Source organism: Sphingomonas parapaucimobilis NBRC 15100 (assembly GCF_000787715.1).
In the GTDB taxonomy this organism is placed as follows: Bacteria; Pseudomonadota; Alphaproteobacteria; order Sphingomonadales; family Sphingomonadaceae; genus Sphingomonas; species Sphingomonas parapaucimobilis.
On record NZ_BBPI01000095.1, the window covers coordinates 15,797 to 38,084 of the forward strand.

Annotated in this window: 16 protein-coding genes; 9 read left to right on the forward strand and 7 right to left on the reverse strand. The window is 68.6% G+C overall.

All coding sequences use genetic code 11. The features are described from left to right. Nucleotide 1: 1 nt before the first annotated feature. A complete protein-coding gene (locus SP5_RS16355) occupies nucleotides 2-1,210 on the forward strand; it encodes a sigma-54-dependent transcriptional regulator (protein ID WP_042490675.1) in 1,209 nt (402 codons plus the stop codon). Further along, nucleotides 1,170-2,366 (forward strand): sensor histidine kinase, encoded by a 1,197-nt coding sequence (locus tag SP5_RS16360; protein ID WP_167334729.1) that lies wholly within the window; start codon nucleotides 1,170-1,172, stop codon nucleotides 2,364-2,366. The genes SP5_RS16355 and SP5_RS16360 overlap by 41 nt, the downstream gene beginning before the upstream one ends. A gap of 81 nt (nucleotides 2,367-2,447) precedes the next feature. Here SP5_RS16360 and tpiA read toward each other — a convergent pair whose 3' ends face one another. Together tpiA and glpK are read right to left on the reverse strand one after the other, a co-directional pair. Beyond that, nucleotides 2,448-3,161: a triose-phosphate isomerase gene (gene tpiA / locus SP5_RS16365; protein WP_042490705.1), complete on the reverse strand. Its 714-nt coding sequence runs from the start codon at nucleotides 3,159-3,161 to the stop codon at nucleotides 2,448-2,450. A gap of 2 nt (nucleotides 3,162-3,163) precedes the next feature. Continuing rightward, nucleotides 3,164-4,657 carry a glycerol kinase GlpK gene (gene glpK, locus SP5_RS16370; protein ID WP_042490677.1) on the reverse strand — a complete coding sequence of 498 codons (1,494 nt, stop codon included), beginning with the start codon at nucleotides 4,655-4,657 and terminating at the stop codon, nucleotides 3,164-3,166. A 122-nt stretch (nucleotides 4,658-4,779) separates the two neighbouring features. Here glpK and SP5_RS16375 point away from each other — a divergent pair, with 122 nt between their 5' ends. The 3 genes from SP5_RS16375 to SP5_RS16385 all read left to right on the forward strand — a co-directional run bounded on the left by SP5_RS16375 (nucleotide 4,780) and on the right by SP5_RS16385 (nucleotide 7,906). Then, nucleotides 4,780-6,285 (forward strand): glycerol-3-phosphate dehydrogenase, encoded by a 1,506-nt coding sequence (locus SP5_RS16375; protein WP_042490678.1) that lies wholly within the window; start codon nucleotides 4,780-4,782, stop codon nucleotides 6,283-6,285. After that, a complete protein-coding gene (locus SP5_RS16380; RefSeq protein ID WP_042490679.1) occupies nucleotides 6,282-7,091 on the forward strand; it encodes a DeoR/GlpR family DNA-binding transcription regulator in 810 nt (269 codons plus the stop codon). The genes SP5_RS16375 and SP5_RS16380 overlap by 4 nt, the downstream gene beginning before the upstream one ends. 62 nt (nucleotides 7,092-7,153) lie before the next feature. Further along, nucleotides 7,154-7,906: a FadR/GntR family transcriptional regulator gene (locus SP5_RS16385; protein WP_042490680.1), complete on the forward strand. Its 753-nt coding sequence runs from the start codon at nucleotides 7,154-7,156 to the stop codon at nucleotides 7,904-7,906. 16 nt (nucleotides 7,907-7,922) lie between these two features. Here SP5_RS16385 and SP5_RS16390 read toward each other — a convergent pair whose 3' ends face one another. Genes SP5_RS16390 through SP5_RS16405 form a run of 4 tightly spaced genes read right to left on the reverse strand, consistent with a single transcriptional unit; the run spans nucleotide 7,923 to nucleotide 14,054 of the window. After that, on the reverse strand, nucleotides 7,923-8,918 hold the full coding sequence (locus tag SP5_RS16390) for a DUF2891 domain-containing protein (RefSeq protein ID WP_042490681.1): 996 nt from the start codon (nucleotides 8,916-8,918) through the stop codon (nucleotides 7,923-7,925). Further along, on the reverse strand, nucleotides 8,915-9,820 hold the full coding sequence (locus tag SP5_RS16395; protein WP_042490708.1) for a DUF979 domain-containing protein: 906 nt from the start codon (nucleotides 9,818-9,820) through the stop codon (nucleotides 8,915-8,917). Before SP5_RS16395 ends, SP5_RS16390 begins: the two co-directional genes overlap by 4 nt. Further along, entirely contained in the window at nucleotides 9,817-10,479 is a 663-nt protein-coding gene (locus SP5_RS16400; protein WP_042490683.1) for a DUF969 domain-containing protein, read from the reverse strand. Before SP5_RS16400 ends, SP5_RS16395 begins: the two co-directional genes overlap by 4 nt. Next, nucleotides 10,479-14,054, reverse strand: coding sequence for a hydantoinase B/oxoprolinase family protein (locus SP5_RS16405; RefSeq protein ID WP_042490710.1), 3,576 nt, complete (start codon nucleotides 14,052-14,054; stop codon nucleotides 10,479-10,481). Before SP5_RS16405 ends, SP5_RS16400 begins: the two co-directional genes overlap by 1 nt. A gap of 172 nt (nucleotides 14,055-14,226) precedes the next feature. Between SP5_RS16405 and SP5_RS16410 the strand changes: the two genes are divergently transcribed. Continuing rightward, nucleotides 14,227-16,917, forward strand: coding sequence for a TonB-dependent receptor (locus SP5_RS16410; RefSeq protein WP_042490684.1), 2,691 nt, complete (start codon nucleotides 14,227-14,229; stop codon nucleotides 16,915-16,917). Here SP5_RS16410 and SP5_RS16415 read toward each other — a convergent pair. Next, on the reverse strand, nucleotides 16,895-17,629 hold the full coding sequence (locus SP5_RS16415; RefSeq protein ID WP_052811606.1) for an acid phosphatase: 735 nt from the start codon (nucleotides 17,627-17,629) through the stop codon (nucleotides 16,895-16,897). The genes SP5_RS16410 and SP5_RS16415 overlap by 23 nt on opposite strands. A gap of 243 nt (nucleotides 17,630-17,872) precedes the next feature. Between SP5_RS16415 and SP5_RS16420 the strand changes: the two genes are divergently transcribed. The 3 genes from SP5_RS16420 (at nucleotide 17,873) to SP5_RS16430 (ending at nucleotide 22,267) form a co-directional block, all read left to right on the forward strand. Next, the gene (locus SP5_RS16420; RefSeq protein WP_042490687.1) at nucleotides 17,873-20,605 is read left to right on the forward strand and encodes a TonB-dependent receptor; all 2,733 of its coding nucleotides are present in this window, start codon (nucleotides 17,873-17,875) and stop codon (nucleotides 20,603-20,605) included. 149 nt (nucleotides 20,606-20,754) lie between these two features. Beyond that, on the forward strand, nucleotides 20,755-21,261 hold the full coding sequence (locus tag SP5_RS16425; RefSeq protein WP_042490688.1) for an RNA polymerase sigma factor: 507 nt from the start codon (nucleotides 20,755-20,757) through the stop codon (nucleotides 21,259-21,261). After that, complete coding sequence (locus SP5_RS16430) at nucleotides 21,254-22,267, forward strand: FecR family protein (RefSeq protein ID WP_052811607.1); 1,014 nt, start codon at nucleotides 21,254-21,256, stop codon at nucleotides 22,265-22,267. The genes SP5_RS16425 and SP5_RS16430 overlap by 8 nt, the downstream gene beginning before the upstream one ends. Nucleotides 22,268-22,288: the final 21 nt, after the last annotated feature.

Sequence of the window (22,288 nt, forward strand, 5' to 3'; positions counted from 1 at the left end):
CTTGGCGATCCTGGTCATCGACGACAATCCGCGCATCGCCGAATCGCTGGCCATCGCGATCGATCTGGCGGGGCACCAGCTGGACGTGGCGCAAGGGCCGGAAGATGGCTTTTCGCGGCTGGCGGCCCGGCGCTACGACGCGATCCTGCTCGACCTGAACTATGCCGCCGGGCGGACGGACGGGGCGGAGGGGCTGGCGATGCTGGACAGGCTGCTCGCCGATGATCCGGGCGCGTGCATCATCGTCATCACCGCGCATAGCGGCATCCGGCTGGCCGTCGCCGCGATGCAGGCGGGCGCACGCGACTTCGTGATGAAGCCGTGGCGCAATGCCGAGCTGATCGCCAAGATCGAACTGGCCGCGCGCCGCCGCGCCGCGCCCCGCGATCATGTCATAAACGAAGGCAAGGCCGAACCCGCCCGTCTGCTGGGCGACAGCCCCGTCATCGCGCATGTCCGCGACCTGATCCGCCGTGTCGGCCCGACCATGGCAGGTGTCGTCGTGACCGGGCCATCGGGTGCGGGGCGCGGCCTGATCGCGGCCGCGCTTCATGCCGCCTCCCACGCAGCCGGGCGGCCGATGCCGCGGATCGATGTGCGCGATCCGCTGGCCTGGGATCGGCTGGACGGCGCCGAAGGAGGCACGAGCTGGCTGCTCCGCCATCCCGACCGGCTGGACGAGGTCACCCAGGCCCGGTTGCTCGACCGGCTGCGGCCCGAGGACCGCTATATCGCCATCGCCGACGATCCCCGTGCGATCATGCCCGCGCTCGCGCGGCGGATCGCGGCGGTGGAGATCGTCGCGCCGTCGCTGGCCGAACGACGGGAGGATGTGCCGCTGCTCGCCCGCCATTTCGCGCGGATCGCGGCCGAGCGGCACGGCCTGCCCCCGCCCCGCTTCACCCCCGCCGCCGAGGCGCTGCTGGCGACCGCGCACTGGCCCGACGAGGCGCGCGGCCTCGCCGCCGCGATCGAACGGGCGCTGCTGCTGGGCGAACAGGGCGTGATCGAGGCCGCGCTGCTCGCCCCCCCGGCCGCCCAGAACATGGCCCCGGCGACGTCCCGTGCGAGCTTCGATCTGGACGAGAGCGAACGCGCGATGATCGAGGCGGCACTGGTCCAGCATCACCATAATGTCACCCAGGCCGCGCAGGCGCTGGGGCTCAGTCGTGGCGCGCTCTATCGCCGGATGGCACGTCATGGGCTTTGACCTGTCGCGACGGCGCGCGGTGGCGGCGGGGCTGTCCGGGCTGGCGCTGACCATCCTCGGCGCGTCGATGCTGCTGGCGTGGCAGAGGGGGATGCTGGGGTCGATCCTGGGCGCGGGGCTGTGCATCGCCTGGCTGATCGGGGCGGGATGCTGGACGGCGGCGCGGGCGGGGCGCGGTGGTGGCGGTCATGACATGACGCGCCCCGCCCCGGACGGCCCGCCGCTGGACGCATTGTTCGACCAGATCCCGCTGCCCCTGCTGCGCGTCGATACCGGGCGGGCGCAGGCGATCAACCGCGCCAGCCGCACCCTGTTCGCCACCGACGACCGGGTAATCCCGACCCCGCCCGCGCTGCGCGACACCGGACAGACGCAGTTGCGCCATGAAGGCAGGAGCTGGCGGATCGAGCGGGTGGCTGGCCCCGGTCGTACGCTGGTGATGCTGGTGGATATCGAGGCGGAACGCCGCGCGGCCGAGGCCCATGCCGATAACGAGATGATCGATATTCTCGGCCACGAACTGCTGAACGGCCTGTCGCCGATCGTCTCGCTGGCCGACAGCGCGCAGGTGGCGGCCGAACGGGGCGATGCCCGGCTTCCCGGCATATTGGCGATGCTGGCCCGGCGGATCGAGGGGCTGGAGCGCTTCACGCGGGCGTATCGGATGCTGGCCAGGCTGCCCGATCCGGTGCGGGCCGTAGTGGATATGGAGGAGCTGGTCGGCGACCTGTCCCGCCTGTTCGCCGAGCGTTTCGGCGACCGGGTGACGCTGTCGGTCGACATGCCCGAAGCCGTGACCGGCTGGTGCGACCGCGACCAGATGACGCAAGGACTCTGGGCGCTGCTCCACAACGCCGCCGAAGCCGCACTGGCCGGGACAGTCGCCCCGGCGGTGACCCTCGCCGTCGTCGGGCAGGCGGATCGGCTGGTGGTGCGCGTGTCGGACAGCGGGCAAGGCATCCCCGCGCCGGAGCGGGCGCGGATCTTCCGTCCCTTCCACACCACAAAGCCTGAAGGGTCTGGCATCGGCCTGACGCTCGCCCGCCGGATCGCGCAGGCGCATGGCGGGGAACTGACCCTTTTGCCGGTCGCCGTGACGACGTTTGAGCTACTCCTTTCCTCCCCTGCAAGGGGAGGTGGCAGCGCGGAACGCTGACGGAGGGGTATCAACCCTCTCGATAGCGGGACACCCCTCCACCGGCTTCGCTGGCCCCCCTCCCCTTACAGGGGCACAAGTTTAATCCATCAACGCCAAGATCGCCGTAAAGGTATCGGCATCCAAACTCTGTCGGCCGACGAGAAAACCATCGACTCCGCCCTGCGCAAACATCGCCGCAGCGTTTTCTGCCGTAACCGAACCGCCATACAGGACACGCGTACCCGAAACCGTATCGTGGATCAGCCCGGCCATGACCGCGACCTCCGCCGGTTCGGGGGTACTATCGCCACCGATCGCCCAGACGGGTTCATAGGCGATGGATATCCCCTGCCCGTCCGTCCCGGCGAGCGAACGGGTCAGTTGCTCCCGAACCACCGCCGCCGATCGACCGGCGGCGTGATCCTCCGCCGTTTCGCCGACGCATAGCACGATCTCCAGACCCGCCGCCCGCGCGGTCCGCACCTTGGCGGCGATCAGTGCGTCGCCCTCATGATGATCCTCCCGCCGCTCGCTATGGCCCAGCAGGACCAGCGACGCCCCCGCCTCGCGCAGCATCGGGGCGGAAATATCGCCGGTATGCGCGCCGCTCGGCTCTGCATGGCAATCCTGCCCGCCGATGGCCAGACCGGGACAAACGCCGCGCGCCCGGTCGATCAGCGTCGCCGGCAGGCATAGCGCGACGTCGACCGCCGGATGCTGCCGTGCCGCGTCACCGATCGCCGCGATGACGGGCAGGTCGCCGCCATCGCCATGCATCTTCCAATTGCCGACCAGCAGCGACCGCTTCGCCATCGTCACGCGACGGGCTTGGCCAGCGTCCGCGCCACCGCGTCGCGCCATCCGGCGACCAGCGGCGCGCGGGCGTCCTCGGCCATGGAAGGTTCAAAACATTCCTCGCGCGACCAGAGCTGTTCCAGCGCATCGAGGCCCGACCACACCCCCGTCGCCAGCCCGGCATGGAAAGCCGCCCCGCGCGCCGTCGTCTCCAGGTCGGCGGGCCGCTCGACCGGCGTCTGGATCATGTTGGCGAGGAAGCGGCACAGCCAGTCATTGGCCGCCATGCCGCCATCGACACGCAGGATGGCGGGACCTTCGCCCGCATCGGCCTTCATCGCCTCGGCCAGGTCCATCGTCTGGTAGGCGACCGACTCCAGCGCCGCACGCGCCAGATGCGCCGCGCTCGCCCCCAGGGTCAGGCCATAGATGGCACCGCGCGCATCCGGCTCCCAATAGGGCGCCCCCATGCCGACGAATGCGGGGACCATATAGACGCCGTGGCTGTCGGGCACCTGCGTCGCGAGGTCGTCGGTCTGGCTGGCATGGGTGATGACGCCCAGCCCATCGCGCAACCACTTCACCGCCGCGCCCGCGACGAAGATCGATCCCTCCAGCGCATAGGTCGTCCTGCCGTTCAGCCGATAGGCGGGCGTGGTCAGCAATCGATGCTTCGAGGTCACCGCCGTCTCGCCGGTGTTGAGCAGCATGAAACAGCCGGTGCCATAGGTCGACTTGGCCATGCCGTGGCGGAAACAGGCCTGGCCGAACAATGCCGCCTGCTGGTCCCCCGCCATACCCGCAATCGGGATCGCCGCGCCGAGCAGATCGGGCGTGGTGGTGCCGAAGACATGCGCATTGTCATGCACGTCGGGCAGCATCGCCATCGGCACGCGCAGCAACCGGCACAATTCCTCGTCCCAGACCCCGCGATGGATGTCGAACAACATCGTGCGGCTGGCATTGGTGATGTCGGTCGCGTGAACCGCGCCGCCGGTCAGCCGCCAGAGCAGGAAGCTGTCGATCGTGCCGAACGCCAGCTCGCCCCGCTCGGCCCGCCCGCGCGCGCCCTCGACATGGTCGAGCAGCCAGGCGAGCTTGGTCGCCGAGAAATAGGGGTCGATCAGCAGGCCGGTCCGCTCGCGCACCAGATCCTCGACTCCGTCGGCCTTCAGCGTCTGGCATAGTTCGGTGCCGCGCCGGTCCTGCCAGACGATGGCGCGGTGGATCGGCTCGCCGGTGGCACGGTCCCAGACGACCGCCGTCTCGCGCTGGTTGGTGATGCCGATCGCGGCGATCTGCGTCGGAGCGACGCCGCTATCCTCGATCGCCTTGCGCGCGGTGGCCAGCGCATCGCGCCAGATATCCTCCGGGTCATGCTCGACCCAGCCGAGTGCGGGGTAATGCTGTGCGAACTCAGCCTGTGCGATGGCGACCCGGCGGGCCTGTCCATCGAACATGATGCTTCGCGTCGAGGTCGTGCCCTGATCGATCACCAGAATGTGCGACGCCATCGCTCACCCCTCTCCCTGTTTTCGTTTCAGAACGTCACACGCTTTCATATGAACGTCAATGCTTTCGTTTTCCTGACGGAGGGTATATCAGGGCTGGCGTAGAAAAACAGGGACTCGGCAGCATGGTGGACCGGAACAGCGACATGATCGACCTGCTGATCGTCGGCGGCGGCATCAACGGTGCAGGGATCGCGCGCGACGCCGCCGGGCGCGGCCTGTCGGTGCTGCTGGTCGAGCAGGACGATCTGGCGAGCCATACCTCCTCGGCCTCGACCAAGCTGATCCATGGCGGTCTGCGCTATCTGGAATATGGCGAGTTTCGGCTGGTGCGGGAGGCGCTGATCGAGCGGGAGCGGCTGCTGAACATGGCGCCGCACATCATCTGGCCCTTGTCCTTCGTCCTGCCGCAGACCCAGTCGCCGCGCCCCGCCTGGATGGTGCGGCTGGGCCTCTTCCTCTACGATCATCTGGGCGGTCGCGAGAAGCTGCCGGGCACGCGCACCGTTGCGTTGGAACGCTCGACGCTGGGTGACGGGCTTTCGCCGCGAAAGGGCAAGGCTTTCGTTTATTCGGACTGCTGGGTCGAGGACAGCCGCCTGGTCGTGCTCAACGCGATCGATGCCGCCGAGCGGGGGGCAAAGATCGCAACGCGTACCAAGCTGATCGACGCACAGCGCGAAGGCGATGGCTGGGTCGCGACGATCGAGGCGGCGGGCGAGACCCGCACCGTCCGCGCCCGCGCACTGGTCAATGCGGCGGGTCCCTGGGTCGCCGACGTCATCGGCCGCACCCATGGGGCGCGGCGCGATCGCGGGGTCCGGCTGGTCAAGGGCAGCCATATCATCGTGCCCAAGCTCTATGACGGCGACCATGCCTTCATGCTGCAGAATGACGACCGCCGCATCGTGTTCGCCATCCCCTATGAGGGCAGGTTCACATTGGTCGGCACCACCGACGAACCCTGGACCGACGCGCCCGCCAAGGCATCGATCAGCGGGGCGGAAACAACCTATCTGCTCGACACGGTGAACCGCTATTTTGCGAAGAAGACCGGGGAAGCCGATATCGTGTGGAGCTATGCCGGTATCCGCCCGCTCTACGACGATCATTCGGCCAATGCCTCGGCGGTGACGCGCGACTATGTGCTCGATCTCGATACGGGCGCGGAGGGCGAGAGTCGGGCGCCGATGCTCAACATCTTCGGCGGCAAGATCACCACCTATCGCAAGCTCGCCGAACACGCGATGCGCGAACTGGCGCGCTTCTTCCCCGCCGCCGGGGGAGCGTGGACGGCCGGGGCGGCGCTGCCCGGCGGGGATATCGCGGATGCGGACTTCGATGCCTTCCTGCGCGCGCTGACTGCCAAGCACCCCGATCTGTCCCCCGCCCTGCTGCGTCGTCTCGCCCGCGCCTATGGCACGCGCGTTGATGCGATCCTGGCGCACGGCGATCTCGGCCCCGATCTGGGGGGCGGGCTGCACACCGCCGAAGTCGACTATCTGGTGACGAGCGAATGGGCGCGGACGGTGGAGGACATTCTCTATCGCCGCAGCAAGCTGGGCCTGCACGTACCCCCCGAGACGACCGAGCGGCTGGCGGCCTATCTGGCCGGACAGGGCGTCGCGTGAAGCCCCCCGCCCCCGGATCGGCGGAGATCGTCGCAGGCCGTCATGCCGCGATCCTCGACGTGGCGCGGCGGACGGGCAGCGTCAGCGTCGATGAACTCGCCGAAAAGCTCGGCGTGACGCCGCAGACCATCCGCAAGGACCTGAACATCCTGGCGGGCCAGTCGATGCTGGCACGGGTCCATGGCGGCGCGGTCGTGACCTCGGGCACCGACAATCTCGCCTATGCCGAGCGACGCACCGTCGCCGCCTCCGCCAAGGCCGCGATCGGCGCGGCGGCGGCGGCGCTTGTCCCCAACGGTGCCAGCCTGTTCATCAATATCGGCTCCACGACCGAAGCCATTGCCCGCGCGCTGGTCGATCACCGCGACCTGATGGTCATCACCAACAATCTGAACGTCGTCGACATTCTCGGCGGTCGCCCCTCGATCGAGGTGATCGCCGCCGGGGGCCGGGTCCGCGCCAGCGACCGGGCGGTCGTGGGCGCGCTGGCGATGGACTTCATCCGGGGGTTCAAGGTCGACATGGCGCTGATTGGTGCATCGGCGATCGACCCGGACGGCAGCTTCCTCGACTTCGACGTGGACGAGGTGCGGGTGTCGCAGACGATCATCGCCCAGGCCCGGCAGGTGCTGCTCGCCATCGACGGGTCCAAGCTGGAACGCGCCGCGCCGGTGCGGGTCGGCGACATGGGCGATGTCGATTTCCTCGTCACCGACAGGGCCGATCCGCGCCTCCGCGAAGCCGCCAGCGCCGCCGGGACGACCGTGGTCGAAACCGATGGAGGCGGAACGTCTAAATTGGTCTGACACACATTGGTCTGACACTGGCGCTTGACCAGCATCCCGGCTCGGCCCCTATAAGGGTCTTGATGGACAACAATACGACCCAGGACCGGCTCTACCGGGAACTCGCCCGCACGCTGATTACCGAGTTGCAGGAGGGCCGCTACCCGATCGGGACGCGGATGCCCGCCGAGCGCGAGCTGGCGACGCGGTTCGACGTCAGTCGTCCGGTCATCCGCGAGGCGCTGATTGCGCTGGAAGTCCAGGGTTTCATCGAGGTGCGGATCGGGTCGGGCGCGCATGTCGTGGCGTTGCCGGGCCAGGGCGAGACGCCCGACTTCGGCGTCTCCGCGATGGAAGTCGCCGAAGCGCGCCTGCTGTTCGAACCGGAGGCGGCGGCGCTGGCGGCGTCGCAGATCACCGACAGCGAACTGGACGAGCTGGCGACTTTGGTCGATGCGATCGAGGAAGAGAACAACACGGTCGGTGGTGCCTTCCACGCCGACCGCGCCTTCCACACGCTGATCGCCCGCTCGACGCGCAACAGCGCCATTCTGGAAACGATCGACCGGCTATGGGAACAACGGCTACGCTCGGCCGAGAGCGTGCTGCTCGACGCCAAGGTCCGCGAGATCGACGTCCGCCCGATCGTCGAGCATCATGCCGCCATCCTGGAAGCACTGCGTTCGCGCGATCCAGTAGCATCGCGGGTGGCGATGCAGCGGCATCTGACCGCCGCGCTCGAGGGCCTGCTGATCGCCAGCGAGGCCCGCGCCGTCGCGGAGGTGCGTCAGGCGCTGGCGGCGAAGCGCGACCGGACCGCACATCTGAAGATCTGACAGGCGGCCCGCACCTTCACCCCGCCTCCAGCGCCAGCAGGGCGAAGGTCGCGAGCCAGTGTTCGCCCATATAATCGTCGCCCAGATGCGGCAGGCTGGCGGCCAGATGCGCGTCCGCCGTCGCCTTCGCGCGATCCGCGACCGGATGCGACGGCCCCAGCTTCGCGGCGATCACCCGCCAGCACCAGGCGCGGGTCAGGTTCAGCCCGTCGAGATGCGCGATCTTGCCGTCGGTCCGGTCGGACACGATGGCGGGGGTGAAGAGCGTCGCAGGCTCGCCCGTTGCGACATGCGGCAGGAAGTCGTCGAACCATTCGCGAAAAGCGGCGGCATTCAGCACCCGGCTCATCAGCAACGCCTCGCACAAGGCGGGCGACAGGAATTCGTCGCCGCCCGGCTCCCAGGCCTGACAGCCGCGATCCTGCCCGAACCAGCCCTGCGCCGCCGCCGCGATCCGTTCGCGCAATACAGCGTCGCGCTGCTCCGCCCAGTCCCACGCCAGCGTCAGGGCAAAGCCGCTGTTGAAATGCGTGCCGACCCGCAGGGGATAGGTCAGGCGCGGCAGAAAGTCGGCGAAACGGCGCGCGAACAACCGCGCGAGTGGCTCCAGTACCTTAGCCCAGTTCGCATCATGACGGCTCGCCTCGTCGTGCAGCGCCAGCATCCAGGCCCAGCCATAGGGCCGCTCGAACCCCGCCGCGCCCGGCCGCTCCAGATAGGCCAGCTCACCCGCCACCTTGTCGGGCACGAACACCGCATCGGCGCGGGCGCGGATCGCGGGCGCGGCCTCCAGATCGGGATAGTGGCGGATCAGGCGCAGCAACTGCCACCAGCCATGGACGCAGCTATGCCAGTCGAAACTGCCATAAAAGATCGGGTGCAGCTCGGACGGGGTGCGCGCATCCTCCGGCCCGTTCAGGACGTGCATCAGGACATTGGGATATTCGCGCCCGACATGGCCCAGCGTCATGGCGGCAAAGCGTTCGGCGGCGGATCGGTCCAACCGGGTCATGCGATCATTCCGTAGAGAAGGAGGATGTTGAAGGCGAGCAGCGGCAGCGCGGTCGGAAGCTGCGCGCGGATGACGGCATATTTGTCCTTCAGCCCCAGCAGCGCGGCGGGCAGCAGGTTGAAGTTGGCCGCCATCGGCGTCATCAACGTCCCGCAGAAACCCGCCAGCATGCCCACGGCGGCGACAATGGCGGGGTCCGCACCCATCTGGCGGATCAGGATCGGCACGCCGACCGCCGCCGCCATCACCGGAAAGGCGGCAAAGGCATTGCCCATGACGATGGTGAACAGCGCCATGCCCAGCGCATAGGCCAGCACCGCGCCGATCACGCTGCCCGCCGGGATCACCGCGCCGATCAGTGTACCGACGACACCCCCTACCCCCGCCAGCGCAAAGACCGCGCCCAGGCTGGCCAGCATCTGCGGCATCACCGCGACCCAGCCGATATCGTCGATCAGCCCGCGCCCGGCGACGAACGGCTCGGCAGGCCTCGCGTGGAGCAGCATCGAGCACAGCACCAGCGCGATCACGGTGCCCAGCGTCAACGCCACCAGCGTCGCCTGCTTCGGGTCGACCAGCATCGGCGCATGCTTGAACGCCAGCGTACCGACCAGGGCGACGACCGGGATGATGAGCGCAGGAACGAAGACCTTCGCGCCGTAACGATCTTCGGCAGGCTCCACGACCTCGGCCCGACGCATCCGCCCCGAGGCCGCGATGCCGACCAGCGCCAGCACCAGCACGCCGTTGGCCACATCGCCCAGCAGGTTGCCGAACAGGAAGGATATGGTGATCAGCGCATAAAAGGCGGCATTGGCAAAGCGCCGATCGCGCGCCGACAGAAGCGCGAAGACCGCAAAGACGATCCCCGCCGCCGCATAGACCAGGTTCAGACCGATCATTGCGCGCCGCCCCGCGACAGCCGCCGGTCGAGCCACCACAGCCGCGTGCCATGGATCACGAACGCCGCGATCGCCGTCGGGATCGCCCAGATCGACAGCTGGAACGGCTCCAGCAGGATACCATAGCCCTCCAGCACGCCCTTCATCAGCAGGATCGATCCGACCGCCAGGAAGATGTCCTCGCCGAAGAACAGCCCGACCGTATCGGTCGCCGCCGCCATCGCCTTGACCCCGTCGGCGTCCTCGGGCGCGCCACCCTGACGCTCGGCGGCGGCCTCCGCCATCGGGGCGACCAGCGGGCGGACGGTCTGGGCAGGCCCCGCGACCGAGGTCAGGCCCAGCGCCGCCGTCACCTGCCGGAACAGCAGATAGCCGGTCAGCAGCCGCCCCGCCGTCGCGCCGCGAAGCCCGCCGACCAAAGCCCGCGCCCGCGCCTGTAGCCCCCGCCGCTCGAGCAGGCCGATCACGGGCAGAACCATGTAGATCGCGGTCACATAGCGCGTCTCGTTAAAGGCATGGCCGAAGGTGGCGACGATGCGCATCGGGTCCAGTCCCGCCGCAAAGCCGGTGACGAACGCCGAGACGATGATGACCAGCAGCGGGTTGAAGCGCAGCAGGAAGCCGCCCGCGATGACGACGATCCCCGCCAGCACCCACATCAGCGCGCCCCCCGCCCATAGCCGCCGCCGCCGGGCGTCGCGATGACCAGCACATCGCCCGCGCCCATGTCGATCCCGGCGGTCGAGGCCAGTTCCTCGACCGTGCCATCGGCCCGCTCGACATGGTTATGGCCCGGCAGCCCTGCCCCGCCGCCGTTCAGGCCGAAGGGCGGCACGACGCGGCGGTTGCTGAGAATCGCGGCGCGCAAGGACTGGCGGAAGCGCAGGCGGCGGATCGTGCCGTCGCCGCCCTGCCGTTCGCCCGCACCGCCCGACCCGCGCCGGATGGCGAATTGTTCGAGCAACACCGGATAGCGTGTCTCCAGCACCTCCGGGTCGGTCAGGCGGCTGTTGGTCATATGCGTCTGGATCGCATCGGCGCCGTCATGCCCCGGCCCCGCGCCCGCGCCGCCCGCGATCGTCTCGTAATATTGATAGCTGTCGTCGCCGAAGGTCAGGTTGTTCATCGTCCCCTGGCTGGCCGCCATCGCCCCCAGCGCGCCCAGCAGCGCGTCGGTCACGACCTGGCTGACCTCGACATTGCCCGCCACCACGGCGGCGGGGAAACGTGGGTTGAGCATCGATCCTTCGGGCACGATCAGCGTCACGGGCCGGAGGAACCCTTCGTTCAGCGGCACCGCCTCGTCGACCAGCAGACGCAGGACGTAGAGGACGGCGGCGCGCGTCACCGCCAGCGGCGCGTTGAAGTTGGTCGGCCGCTGTTCGCTGGTGCCGGTGAAGTCGATCGTCGCGCTGCCCCGTTCGGCGTTGATCGTCACGCGCACCGCGACGACCGCGCCGTCGTCCAGCTCGTAGCGGAACGCGCCATCGGACAGCGTGGCGATCATCCGCCGCGCCATCGCCTCGGCATGGGCCTGGACATAAGCCATATAGCGGGTGACGACGCCCTGTCCCTGTTGCGCGGCCAGTTGACGAAGCCCGTCCGCCCCGCGTGCGCAGGCCGCGACCTGCGCGGCGAGGTCGGCGATATTCTGGTCGATATTGCGCGCCGGGTAAGGGCCGCTGGCCAGCAGCTCCCGGATCGCCTGCTCGCGCATCGCGCCGTCCTCGACGATCAGCACATCGTCGAAGACCACGCCCTCATCGGCCAGCGTCCGGCTGTCCGGCGGCATCGAGCCAGGCGTCGTACCGCCGACATCGGCATGATGCCCGCGTGCCGCCACGAAGAAGGCGGGTGCCGCGTCCCCGGCAAAGACCGGCATGACGACGGTGATGTCGGGCAGGTGCGTACCGCCGCGATAGGGATCGTTCAGGGCATAGACCTGTCCCTCGCGCATCGTGTTTCCGCGTGCCTGGATGACGGTGCGGATGCTCTCGCCCATCGACCCCAGATGAACCGGGATATGCGGCGCGTTGGCGACCAGCCCGCCGTCCGCGTCGAAGATCGCGCAGGAGAAATCCAGCCGCTCGCGAATATTGACCGACGCCGCGCTCCGCTGAAGCGCCGCACCCATTTCCTCGGCGATGCCCATGAACAACCCGGCGAAGATTTCCAGCCGGACAGGATCGACCGTTTCTTCCGCCGCCTGCTCACGCCGCGCCGCCACCCGTTGGAGGAGCAGCGTCCCCTCCGACAACACCCGCGCCTGCCAGCCGGGTTCGACCACGACGGTCGACACCGGATCGATGACGAGGGCCGGTCCCGATAGAACCGTGTCCGCCGCCAGTCCCTCTCGGGCGTGGACCGGCACGTCATGCCGCGCGCCCGCCAGATACATGACGACGCGATCGACCGGATCGGCCGTCCGCCCGGCCAGGACCGGCGCTGACAGGTCTTGCGCCTCGCCGCCCGCAATCGCCTCGACCCGCAGCTGCTCGACGACCAGCGCATCCTCGCCGACAAAGCCGAAACGCTGGCGATGCGCCTCGGCGAAGGATGTCGCCATCGCCTCGGGACTATCCCAGACGACGCCGATCGTCTGGTCGTTGCGCGCATAACGAAGCTGCGCCAGCGCACTCAGCCGCACCGCCGCCGGATCGACCCCCTGCTCCGCCAGCCCCGCGACGGCGGCAGCGGACAGCTCGGCCAGCGATGCCTCCAGCGCCTCGTCGCCCAGCGGCAGGCCGACCGTCGCCTCGCGCACCACACTGCGATCGGCCAGCCCGATGCCGACCGCCGACAGCACCCCCGCGAGCGGATGGATCAGCACCTGCGCCATGCCCAGCGCATCGGCGACCAGACAGGCATGTTGCCCACCCGCCCCGCCGAAACAGGCCAGCGCATAGGAGGCCGGGTCCTCGCCGCGCGCGACCGAGACGGCGCGGATCGCCCGCGCCATGCTCGCCACCGCGATCGCGACCAGTCCTTCGGCCGCCGCCATGGGGTCCAGCCGTTCGCCGATCGCCGCCTCCACCTGATCGAGCAGTTCGGCCAGCGCGCGCTCGGCGGCCTCGCGGTCGGGCGGCAGGTTGCGGTCGGGGCCGAACAGGGCGGGAAAATGGTCCGGCTGGATCTTGCCCAGGATCATGTTGCAGTCGGTAACGGTCAGCGGCCCGCCGCGCCGGTAACAGGCCGGTCCCGGCTCCGCCCCCGCCGATGCCGGGCCGACCAGCAACCGCCCGCCGTCGAAATGACAGATCGACCCGCCGCCCGCCGCGACCGTATCGATCCGCATCATCGGCACCGCCACGCGCACCCCCGCCAGCACGGCGTCGGAGCGACGGTCGTAACTTCCGGCAAACAGCGAAACGTCCGTCGAGGTGCCGCCCATGTCGAAGCCGATCACCCGGTCGAAGCCCGCGCCACGTGCCGTACGCGCCATGCCGACGATCCCACCCGCAGGTCCCGACAACAACGCGTCCTTGCCGTGGAAACGATCGCCCGCGACCAGCCCGCCGCTCGACTGCATGAACAGCAATCCGCCCGCCGCCGCCTCGCCCAGCCCGGTTTCCAGGCCCTGCACGTAACGGCCGAGCACCGGCGACAGATACGCATCGGCCAGCGTCGTGTCGCCCCGCGCGACCAGCCGGATCAGCGGCGCGGTGCGGTGGCTGACCGAAATCTGGGTGAAGCCCGCCCCCTTGGCCAGTTCGGCCAGCGCCAGTTCGTGCGCCTGATGCTTCCACCCGTGCATCAGGACGATGGCGATCGATCGCAGTCCGCGCGAATGGGCCTGCGCAAAGGCGGCGGCGGCCGCCTCGCGGTCGAGCGGGGTCAGGACATGGCCATCCTCCGTCACCCGCTCGTCGATCTCGACGACCTCGGCGAACAGCGGCGGCGCGCGGCGGATGCCGCGCGCGAAAATATCGGGCCGGTCCTGATACCCGATCGCCAGCGCATCGCCAAAGCCGCGCGTTATCGCCAGCAGCACCGGCTCCCCCTGTCGCTCCAGCAGCGCGTTGGTCGCGATGGTCGTGCCGATGCGGACACCGCAGGCCGGAAGCGGTCCGTCGCCCACGCCGGTCAGCTGCCGGATCGCGGCTTCGGCCGCGTCGTAGCGGCGATCCGGGTCTTCGGACAGCAGCTTGGTCGTGACCACGCTCCCGTCCGGGCGGCGCGCCACCACGTCGGTGAACGTGCCGCCGCGATCGATCCAGAACTGCCACCGCGTCATCGCATCCTGCATGTCATCCTCCGTCGACGCCCTTAGTATCATTTGAAACGACTTTTGCCAGTGACATGCGCGCTACACAATTGCCGCCTAAGGGCGCGGCGGCAAGACGCTGATTTGGTAGCGGCAGGAACGGCAGGGGACGAATGATTTCCGGTCCGCCAGGGGGGCGGCCATGACGATGCTCGTCGCGCTGGCGCTGGTCGCCGCGCAAGGTGATCCCCTGCTCTCCATCGATCTTCCTGCCCAGCCGGTGGGCGCGGGGCTGGACCGGCTGGCACGTCAGGCGGGCGAGGCGCTGGTCGCGCGGCCGGGCGATCTGGCGGGACGGCGCTCGCCCGCGCTCCGGGGCCGGATGCGCCTGTCGACCGCGCTGTCCCGCTGGTGCGCGCCCGCCGGTCTGTCCTGCCGCCGGATTGCGGGCGGTATCGTCGTGCGCGCCATCGGTCCCATGCCACGCATTGTCCTGCCGCACACTCGCCCCGCGCCGCCGCCCGAAGACCCGATGACCAGCCCCGACGTGATCGTCAGCGGCCGTCGCGGGACCATGGTCCAGGGTGAGCTGGAGCGCAGCTATTCCGCCTCGCACCTCGATGCGGTCGAACTGGCACGCCGCCCGCCGCAGAGCCTGGCGGAATTACTCTCGAGCCTGCCCGGCCTGTGGGTCGATACTTCCGCCGGGGTCGCGGCCAATACCATCCGGGTGCGCGGCATTCCGCTCGACGGCTATCAGGCGATCGCGGTGCAGGAGGACGGCCTGCCGGTGCAGCACGACACGCTGCCGTGGACCGATATCGACCAGTTCGTCCGCCCCGACCTGATGATCGAGAGCAGCGACTATGTGCGCGGCGGTCCCTCCGCGATCTTCGCCAGCAATGCGCCGGGCGGCGTGCTCAACCTGCGCACCCGCGCGCCCCGCGACCGTCCGGGCGGAGAGATGCGGGCAACCACGACCGATTACGGCCTGATCCGCTTCGAGGGCTATGCGACCGGGCCGGTCGGGGATGGCTGGCGGGTGATCGCGGGCGGCTCGGCGACGCGCGACCCGACGGTGCGGCGGATCGCCTCGACGCTGGGCGGCGGCCAGTTTCGGGTGCGCGCCGATCATGATCTGGGTGACGGTGGACAGCTATCGCTGGCGGTGCATGGACTGGACGACGATACGCTCAACATCTCGTCCTTTCCCATGCTCTATGCGCGCGGGCGGATCACAGTGCTTCCCGGCTTCGATCCCCGACGAGGCAGTTTCTTTGGGCCGGAGCTGGACCGACTACGCTTCGCGGCACTGGGCGAGCGGCCGTTGGGGCACAACAACCGCAACCGGATGGTCACGCCCTCGCTGGCCTGGACGCAGCCGTTTGGGGGCGGCGTGCTGACCCTGCGCGCCCATTACCGCGCGTCGCGGACCGAACGTTACGCCCTCTCCTCCTCGGGCGGCGCGGTCCCGGCGGCGCAGGCCATGGCCGACGCGCTGCCGCGCCTGACCGCCGCCTTTCCCGCCACCGCGCAGGTCAGCTTGCGCCATGCCAGTGACGGCAGCGCCTTTACCCCGCTGCCCGGCAACGAGCGGGTCATCATGCTGAACCCGGTAGCGGCGGATACCCGGCTGAACGAGGGCATGATCGACCTATCCTATGCCCATGCGCTGGAGGCGGCGGGGCATCACGACCTGACGCTGGGCCTCTATGCGGTGGGCTATCTATGGGATTTTCGGCGCGCGGTCGCGCGGGTGCTGCTGGAAGCACGCGAGCAGGGGCGGCGGCTCGATCTGGTCGCACTGGACGCGGGCGGGCGGGTGCTCGGGCGGGCGACCGATAACGGGCTGCTCAGCACGGGTTCCACCTATGAGGCGGTGCGCGGTCGCCAGCATATGATCGCCTTCTATGCCGCCGACGAATGGCAGCTGGCGCCACGCTGGCGGCTCGACTGGGGCCTGCGGCACGAGCGGGCCGCGCTGTCGGCCATGGTCGAGCGTCCCATGATCATCGACGGCGGCGATCCGACAACCCTGGCCGACGACCGGATCGCGGTCGGATCGGGGCTGTGGGACGCGCGGTCGAAGCGCATCGCCCGCACCGCCGCGACTCTGGCACTGCACTGGCGGGCGAGCGACCGGCTGGGCGGCTTTGCCCGAGCGACCCGTGCGATGCGGCTACCCGATCCCGGCGTGTTCCGCATCGGCGGCAGCGACGACGCCCGTGCATTGACCATCGAACAGGCCGAATTGGGGCTGATCTGGGGGCAGGGCACTACCGGCCTGGACGCGACGCTGTTCGCCAGTCGCTTTCCCGACATCGCGCTGCCGGACCTGTCGCTCGATCCGGCGACCGGCGCGGTGCGGGTGGGGGCGTATCAGGCCGCGGCGCGCACCATCGGGCTGGAGGTCGGGGCCGGGGCCGCCCCCCTGCCCGGCCTGTCGCTGCGCGCCACGGTGACGTGGCAGGACCCGCGCCTGCAATCCTATCGCATCGCCAGCCTGACCGGCGGCACACTGACGGTGACGGACCTCAGCGGACGGATCCCCCGCCGGGTGCCGCGCATCATGGCCAGCCTGTCGGCCAGCGCCGCCCTGCCCGGCACCGGCGTCACGCTGGACGGCGATGTCTCGGCGATGGGGCGGCGCTATGCCGATGACGCCAACAGCCTGGCGCTGCCCGGCTTCGCGCTGGTCGGCCTCGGCGCGGCGTGGGACCCGGCCGAAAAACTGACGCTCAGGCTACGCGCGACCAACCTGTTCGACCGGATCGCGATCATGCAAGGCGACGCACTGGGCGGAGAGGTGCAAGCCGGGGACAATGGCGGCGTCGTCACCGTCCGCGCGCAGCAGGGCCGGGTCGTCTCGTTCAGCGCGGACTGGCGATTTTAGCCCGGTAGCGCGCCAGTTCCTCGGCCGCCGCCGCCATGTCGCGCCGGAATGCCGCATTGCCGTGTTCGCGCGCCACGACCGCGCTCGCCGCCATGTAACCGCCCTCGACCGCGCTCTGGCTGTGCGAGCCGCAGATCCAGCGGCTGTCACCATAGTCGCGCCCGCGCGCCAGGATCGGCTGTGCCCGGTCGGGCAGCAGCTCGGCCATCAGCAGCGCAAAGCCCCAGCCATGCGCGGTATGCCCAGACGGATAATCGCCATTGGCGATCAGCCCAGGCCTGCGCGGCTCGCAAATGGGCAGGTCGCTGCCGATAAAGGGCCGCTTCGACTGCCAATGCGCCTTGGCCGATCCGATCGCCGCCGAGCGATCCGCATCGAACTTCGCCAGCAACGCACGGGTCACGGGCAGCTTGGTCCAGTCGGGCCGGAAGCCCAGCGCGGTCGCAAAACGCTCGCCCATGTCGCTGGAGACGTCTGCCGTCGCCTGCTGCCAGCGCGCCATGCCGTTCAGCGCGCGGCTGTCACGAAAGGCCCGCGCATCGGCCAGCGCGCGCGGCGATCCCGGCGTCGGCGGTCCCGGCAGCACTGCCGCCAGGTCCAGTCCCTCGCCCGCCGCCAGATAGCCCGCCGTATCGCGCGCCGCTGCTGCTGTCGGGATCGAGACGGCCAGCGCCACCGAAGCCGCCAGCCCCCACCATGTCCGCTCCGCCATGCTACCCATCCCTTCCGAAGACTTAGCCCATCGTTCCCAAGAGCCCGTAGGCAGCCTATCGGGGACAGGGTCTTTCAAAACTTTCAACGCCCAAGACAAGCGGTGCGTCGTTGTAACAAAAACGCCATAAATGTCTTAAAACTTTTACAAAATTCCTTGTCCCCGTTTGGCGGCGCCCCCCGTCTTCCCCGCGATCGTCCCTATGGCTGGACGAGGCATTTTGTCTTTTGGGGGTTTGAAGTGATGGGAACCAAGCGAACGCTGTTGCTCGCGTCGAGCGCGCTGTTTGTCGCGCAGCCGGTACTGGCCCAGGATCAGAGCGATCAGGCAGCGGCGGGGGCGACCGGCGGCGCGACGACCGAGGGGGGCGACGTCGTCGTCACCGGCTATCGCACCAGCCTGGCGCAGGCGCGCAATTCCAAGCGCGACGCGACGATCATCAAGGACTCGATCTCGGCCTCCGACATCGCCGCCTTCCCCGACCTGAACCTCGCCGAAGCGCTGCAGCGCCTGCCCGGCGTCGCGATCAACCGCGAGGCGGGCGAAGGTCGCCGCATTTCCCTGCGCGGCCTGGGTCCCGATTTCACCCGCGTCCAGCTGAACGGCATGGAAGTGCTGGGCAATGTCGACTCGCCGCAGGACAGCCGGGGCCAGACGACGCGCGACCGCGCCTTCGACTTCAACCTGTTCGCCGCCGAACTGTTCAACCATGTCGATGTCGAAAAGTCGTACCAGGCGCAGCAGACCGAGGGCGGTCTGGCGGGCACCGTCGGCCTCTTCACCGCGCGTCCCTTCGATTACAAGGGCACCAAGATCGCGCTGTCGGCGCAAGGCGGCAGCAACACGCTGACCCGCGATTTCCAGCCGCGCCTGACCGGCCTGATCTCCAAAAACTGGGGCAATTTCGGCATCCTGGTGTCGGGTGCCTATAGCCGCCGAAACACCCGCGAAGAGGGCTTCGACACCTATCGCTGGCGCCGCAACAAGGCGAATGGCAGCGACATCAGCCGCCTGACCGCCGCCGAGCAGGCCAAGATCAACTCGGGTGACCTGCTGTTCGCGCGCGGCAACCGCCTGTCGGTGTGGGACAGCAAGCAGGAACGCATCGGCCTGACCTCGTCGATCCAGTGGGCGCCGACCGACAAGGTCCATGTCACGCTCGACGGCCTGTACGGCCAGTTCAAGGGCGACCGTTTCGAGACCCACCTCGCCTCGCGCGGCGGCGGCAGCTCGACCTGGCTGGGCGGCGGCGAAACCTTTGCAGGGATCGTCTATCCCAACTCGCGGGTCAACGCGATCCAGTGGAACGATCGCAACGAGGTGACCTATCTCGACGTGTCGGGCGGCAAGGCGTCGACCGAAACCCGCGTCCAGAACACCAAGAACGTCTTCAAGCAGGTGGTGCTGAGCGGCGATGCCGAGCTGGTCGACGGGCTGACCTTCACCTGGCTGGGCGGTGTCGAGCGTTCGCGCTACGACATGCCGGTCAACGACAAGTTCACCCTCGAAGGGTTTGGCGACGTCACCTCCGACTATCGCGGCGGCACCTATTCGCTGGTCAACACCTATAAGTTCAACACGACCGACCCGAATTTCTGGCACGCCAAGCGCCTCTACGTGAACAATACGTTCCAGGATTCGGCGTTCGACAACATCAAGGGCCGCTTCGACTATAAGATCACTCCCGACGACACGATCAGCGTCGGCGGCGAATGGCGTCGCTTCGCCAATGGCGGATACTATGCCGAGCAGGACAATATCCTGACCAGCAGCTTCGTGTCGGGCAAGGTCAACGCCAATCCCAGCGCCTATGCCCGGACCTATACCGGCTATTCGGGGCAGGACTGGACGATCGTCGACTTCCCCAAGATGCTCCAGACGTTGGGCATCAACCGCGCGCAATATCTGACCAACAAGATCGGCGTATACGCGGTCGAGGAGCGGACCAGCGCCGCCTTCGTCCAGTATGACTGGAACCATATCCTGGGCGGCATCCCGTTCCGCGGCAATATCGGTGCGCGTTACTATCGCACCAATGTCACCTCCAACGGCACGGCCAATGTCGGCCCCGTCACGGTGCGCGGCGAATATGAAGGCGTGCTCCCGGCCGCCAACCTGATCTTCGAGCTGAACCCCGGCCTGATGCTACGCTTCGCGGCATCGAAGAACATCAACCGCCCGGCACTCGGCGCGCTGGCGGTCAACGGGTCGGTGACGAACGACAATGGCAATGTCACCGTGTCGATCGGCAACCCGAACCTGCGCCCGTACAAGTCGAACGACTATAATATCTCCACCGAATATTATTTCGGATCGGTTGGATACGTCGCCGCTGCCTTGTTCTACAAGAATCTGGACGGCTATATCTCGACCCAGACGATCAACAACGTGCCCTATTCGCAGACGGGCCTGCCGGACAATCTCTATCCGGGCGTGACCGGATCGACCGTGGTCGACAGCTATTCGCGCCCCGTGAACCTGGCCAAGACCAACCTGTTCGGCATCGAATTGTCCGGCCAGACCGACTTCAAGTTCCTGCCCGCCCCCTTCGACCGGCTGGGCACGGCGGTGAACTTCACCTATGTCGACTCGCGGCTGGACTATTCCAAGATCTATCAGGGCAGCATCCCCACCACGCTGGAGGGGCTGAGCAAGTATAACGCCAACGCCACCCTTTATTATCAGGACAAGGCGTTCGACGCCCGCGTCTCGGCCAATTACCGCAGCGGCTATATCTTCAGCGCCTCGCCGGTGCTGACCGCGCTCGGGCCGGACCAGGACGTGACCGGGTTCGAGGGCACGGTCTATGTCGATATGTCGGCGCACTATGCGGTCACGAAGAACGTCCAGCTGACGCTGAACGGCATCAACCTGACCAACCAGCGCGAGAAGCAATATTCGAACAGCACCCGGCGGCTGTACGTCGTGACCCGTTCGGGCACGACCCTGCTGGGCGGTGTCCGCGTCACCTTCTGATCCTGACCTCGAACGCCCTTGATGTCCGGCCCGTGCGGGATATCAAGGGCACCTCTCCCGCGTCGGCCCGCCCAAGGGCTGGCGCGGTGTTTTTTCGATAAGGATTGTCCCCGGATGCGATGCAACCGGCTCTTCCTGAACGGGACCGAATGACCGACGCGAGCGCCTGGATCGCGGAGGGACGGACGCGTCTGCTGACCTATGTCCGCAGGCGCATACGCGACCCCGAACAGGCGGAGGATATCGTGCAGGAGGCGATCATGCGGGTCATCGAGCAGGAGCGGAAGCAGGTCATCGACCAGCCGCTCGCCTATGGCTTTCGCGTGGCGGACTCGGTCATCTACAATCGCGGGCGGCGGGGGAGCGGGACCCACGCGCCGATCGACCCCGAACTCGCCTGCGCCCTGCCGCTGGCCGATGAAATCCTCGACTATCGCCAGCGTTACGATCGCTTCCAGGCCGCGCTGTCGCGACTCCCTGCGCAACGCCGCGCGGTCTTTGTCGAGCGGCATCTGGAGGGCAAGTCGCGCCAGCAGATCGCCGAGGACATGGGCCTCAGCGTCGAAGCGGTGAAGAAGCATCTGGTCCGCGCGATGATCGATCTGGACGGCTGTATCGACGACCTTCCCATGCAGGGAGGTCGCCTGCATGGCTGATCGCGACACCATGCTGGAGCAGGCCGCGGACTGGGCCGACCGGCTCGACACGCTATCGCGCGATGAACGGGCCGCGCTGGGCGCATGGCTGAACGCAGCCCCGGCGCACCGCGCGGCGCTGTCGCGAATGGTGCGCCTGCTCGGCGATCCGGCGCTGTTCGATGTGGTCGAGCAGGCCACACGCGACGTTGCGCCTCCCCCACCCCTTCCCCGCGCACGACCGCGCCGCTGGGCCGCATCGGGGACGATGCACACCCGTCGCCGGGTCGCGGTCGGCCTCGCCGCCGCGCTGGCCGCTGCCGTGGCGGCGCCGATCGTTTGGTATGTCGCCGCCCCGGACGCGACGGTCGAGCGGGTCTATGCCTCCTCGGTCGGGCAGCAGCGTCAGGTGGCGCTGCCCGATGGCTCGGACATGACGCTGGATGCCGACTCGCGCGTCGCCATCGCCTTTTCGGATAGCGGCCGCGACCTGACGCTGGAGAGCGGCGCGGCGCGGTTCGAGGTGCGCCATGACGCCGCCCGCCCCTTTGCCGTGACCACGCCGGAGGGGCAGATGGTTGCGCTGGGCACCAATTTCAGCGTCGATCGCGGTGCCGGGCATAGCGAGTTGCGCGTCTATCGCGGTCGCGTCAGGCTGACCGTGCCCGGCCAGGCGGCGGTGGTCGTGACGGGCGGGCACTGGGCGGAGGCGGGTGCGGGGCGGATCATGGTCCATGACTTCGATGTCGCCCGCTATCAGGGGTGGCAGGATCGCTGGCTGAGCGGCGACCGGATCCGGCTGGGCGATGCGGTCGCCCGGCTCGGCCGCTACAGCGCGCGGCCCATCCGGCTGGCCGATCCGGCGCTGGCGGACGAGACGTTCAACGGCCGCTTCCGGCTGGACACGCCGTTTGAAAGCCTGACGCTGATCGGTGCGCTGTTCGACCTGTCCGTCAAGGACGACGGGCGGACCATCCGGGTGGCGCGACCCGCCCGAACCAGCCAGGCCAATTGGCCGAACCAATAAGCGCAATACCAATCCAGACTC

Excerpts from the sequence above, each read along its gene's own strand:
- SP5_RS16430 (WP_052811607.1), top strand. The coding sequence starts at position 21,254 with ATGGCTGATCGCGACACCATGCTGGAGCAGGCCGCGGACTGGGCCGAC.
- SP5_RS16420 (WP_042490687.1), top strand. The coding sequence starts at position 17,873 with ATGGGAACCAAGCGAACGCTGTTGCTCGCGTCGAGCGCGCTGTTTGTC.
- SP5_RS16385 (WP_042490680.1), top strand. The coding sequence starts at position 7,154 with ATGGACAACAATACGACCCAGGACCGGCTCTACCGGGAACTCGCCCGC.
- SP5_RS16425 (WP_042490688.1), top strand. The coding sequence starts at position 20,755 with ATGACCGACGCGAGCGCCTGGATCGCGGAGGGACGGACGCGTCTGCTG.
- tpiA (WP_042490705.1), bottom strand. The coding sequence starts at position 3,161 with ATGGCGAAGCGGTCGCTGCTGGTCGGCAATTGGAAGATGCATGGCGAT.
- SP5_RS16390 (WP_042490681.1), bottom strand. The coding sequence starts at position 8,918 with ATGACCCGGTTGGACCGATCCGCCGCCGAACGCTTTGCCGCCATGACG.
- SP5_RS16405 (WP_042490710.1), bottom strand. The coding sequence starts at position 14,054 with ATGACGCGGTGGCAGTTCTGGATCGATCGCGGCGGCACGTTCACCGAC.
- SP5_RS16410 (WP_042490684.1), top strand. The coding sequence starts at position 14,227 with ATGACGATGCTCGTCGCGCTGGCGCTGGTCGCCGCGCAAGGTGATCCC.
- SP5_RS16415 (WP_052811606.1), bottom strand. The coding sequence starts at position 17,629 with ATGGCGGAGCGGACATGGTGGGGGCTGGCGGCTTCGGTGGCGCTGGCC.
- SP5_RS16395 (WP_042490708.1), bottom strand. The coding sequence starts at position 9,820 with ATGATCGGTCTGAACCTGGTCTATGCGGCGGCGGGGATCGTCTTTGCG.
- SP5_RS16375 (WP_042490678.1), top strand. The coding sequence starts at position 4,780 with ATGGTGGACCGGAACAGCGACATGATCGACCTGCTGATCGTCGGCGGC.
- SP5_RS16400 (WP_042490683.1), bottom strand. The coding sequence starts at position 10,479 with ATGTGGGTGCTGGCGGGGATCGTCGTCATCGCGGGCGGCTTCCTGCTG.
- glpK (WP_042490677.1), bottom strand. The coding sequence starts at position 4,657 with ATGGCGTCGCACATTCTGGTGATCGATCAGGGCACGACCTCGACGCGA.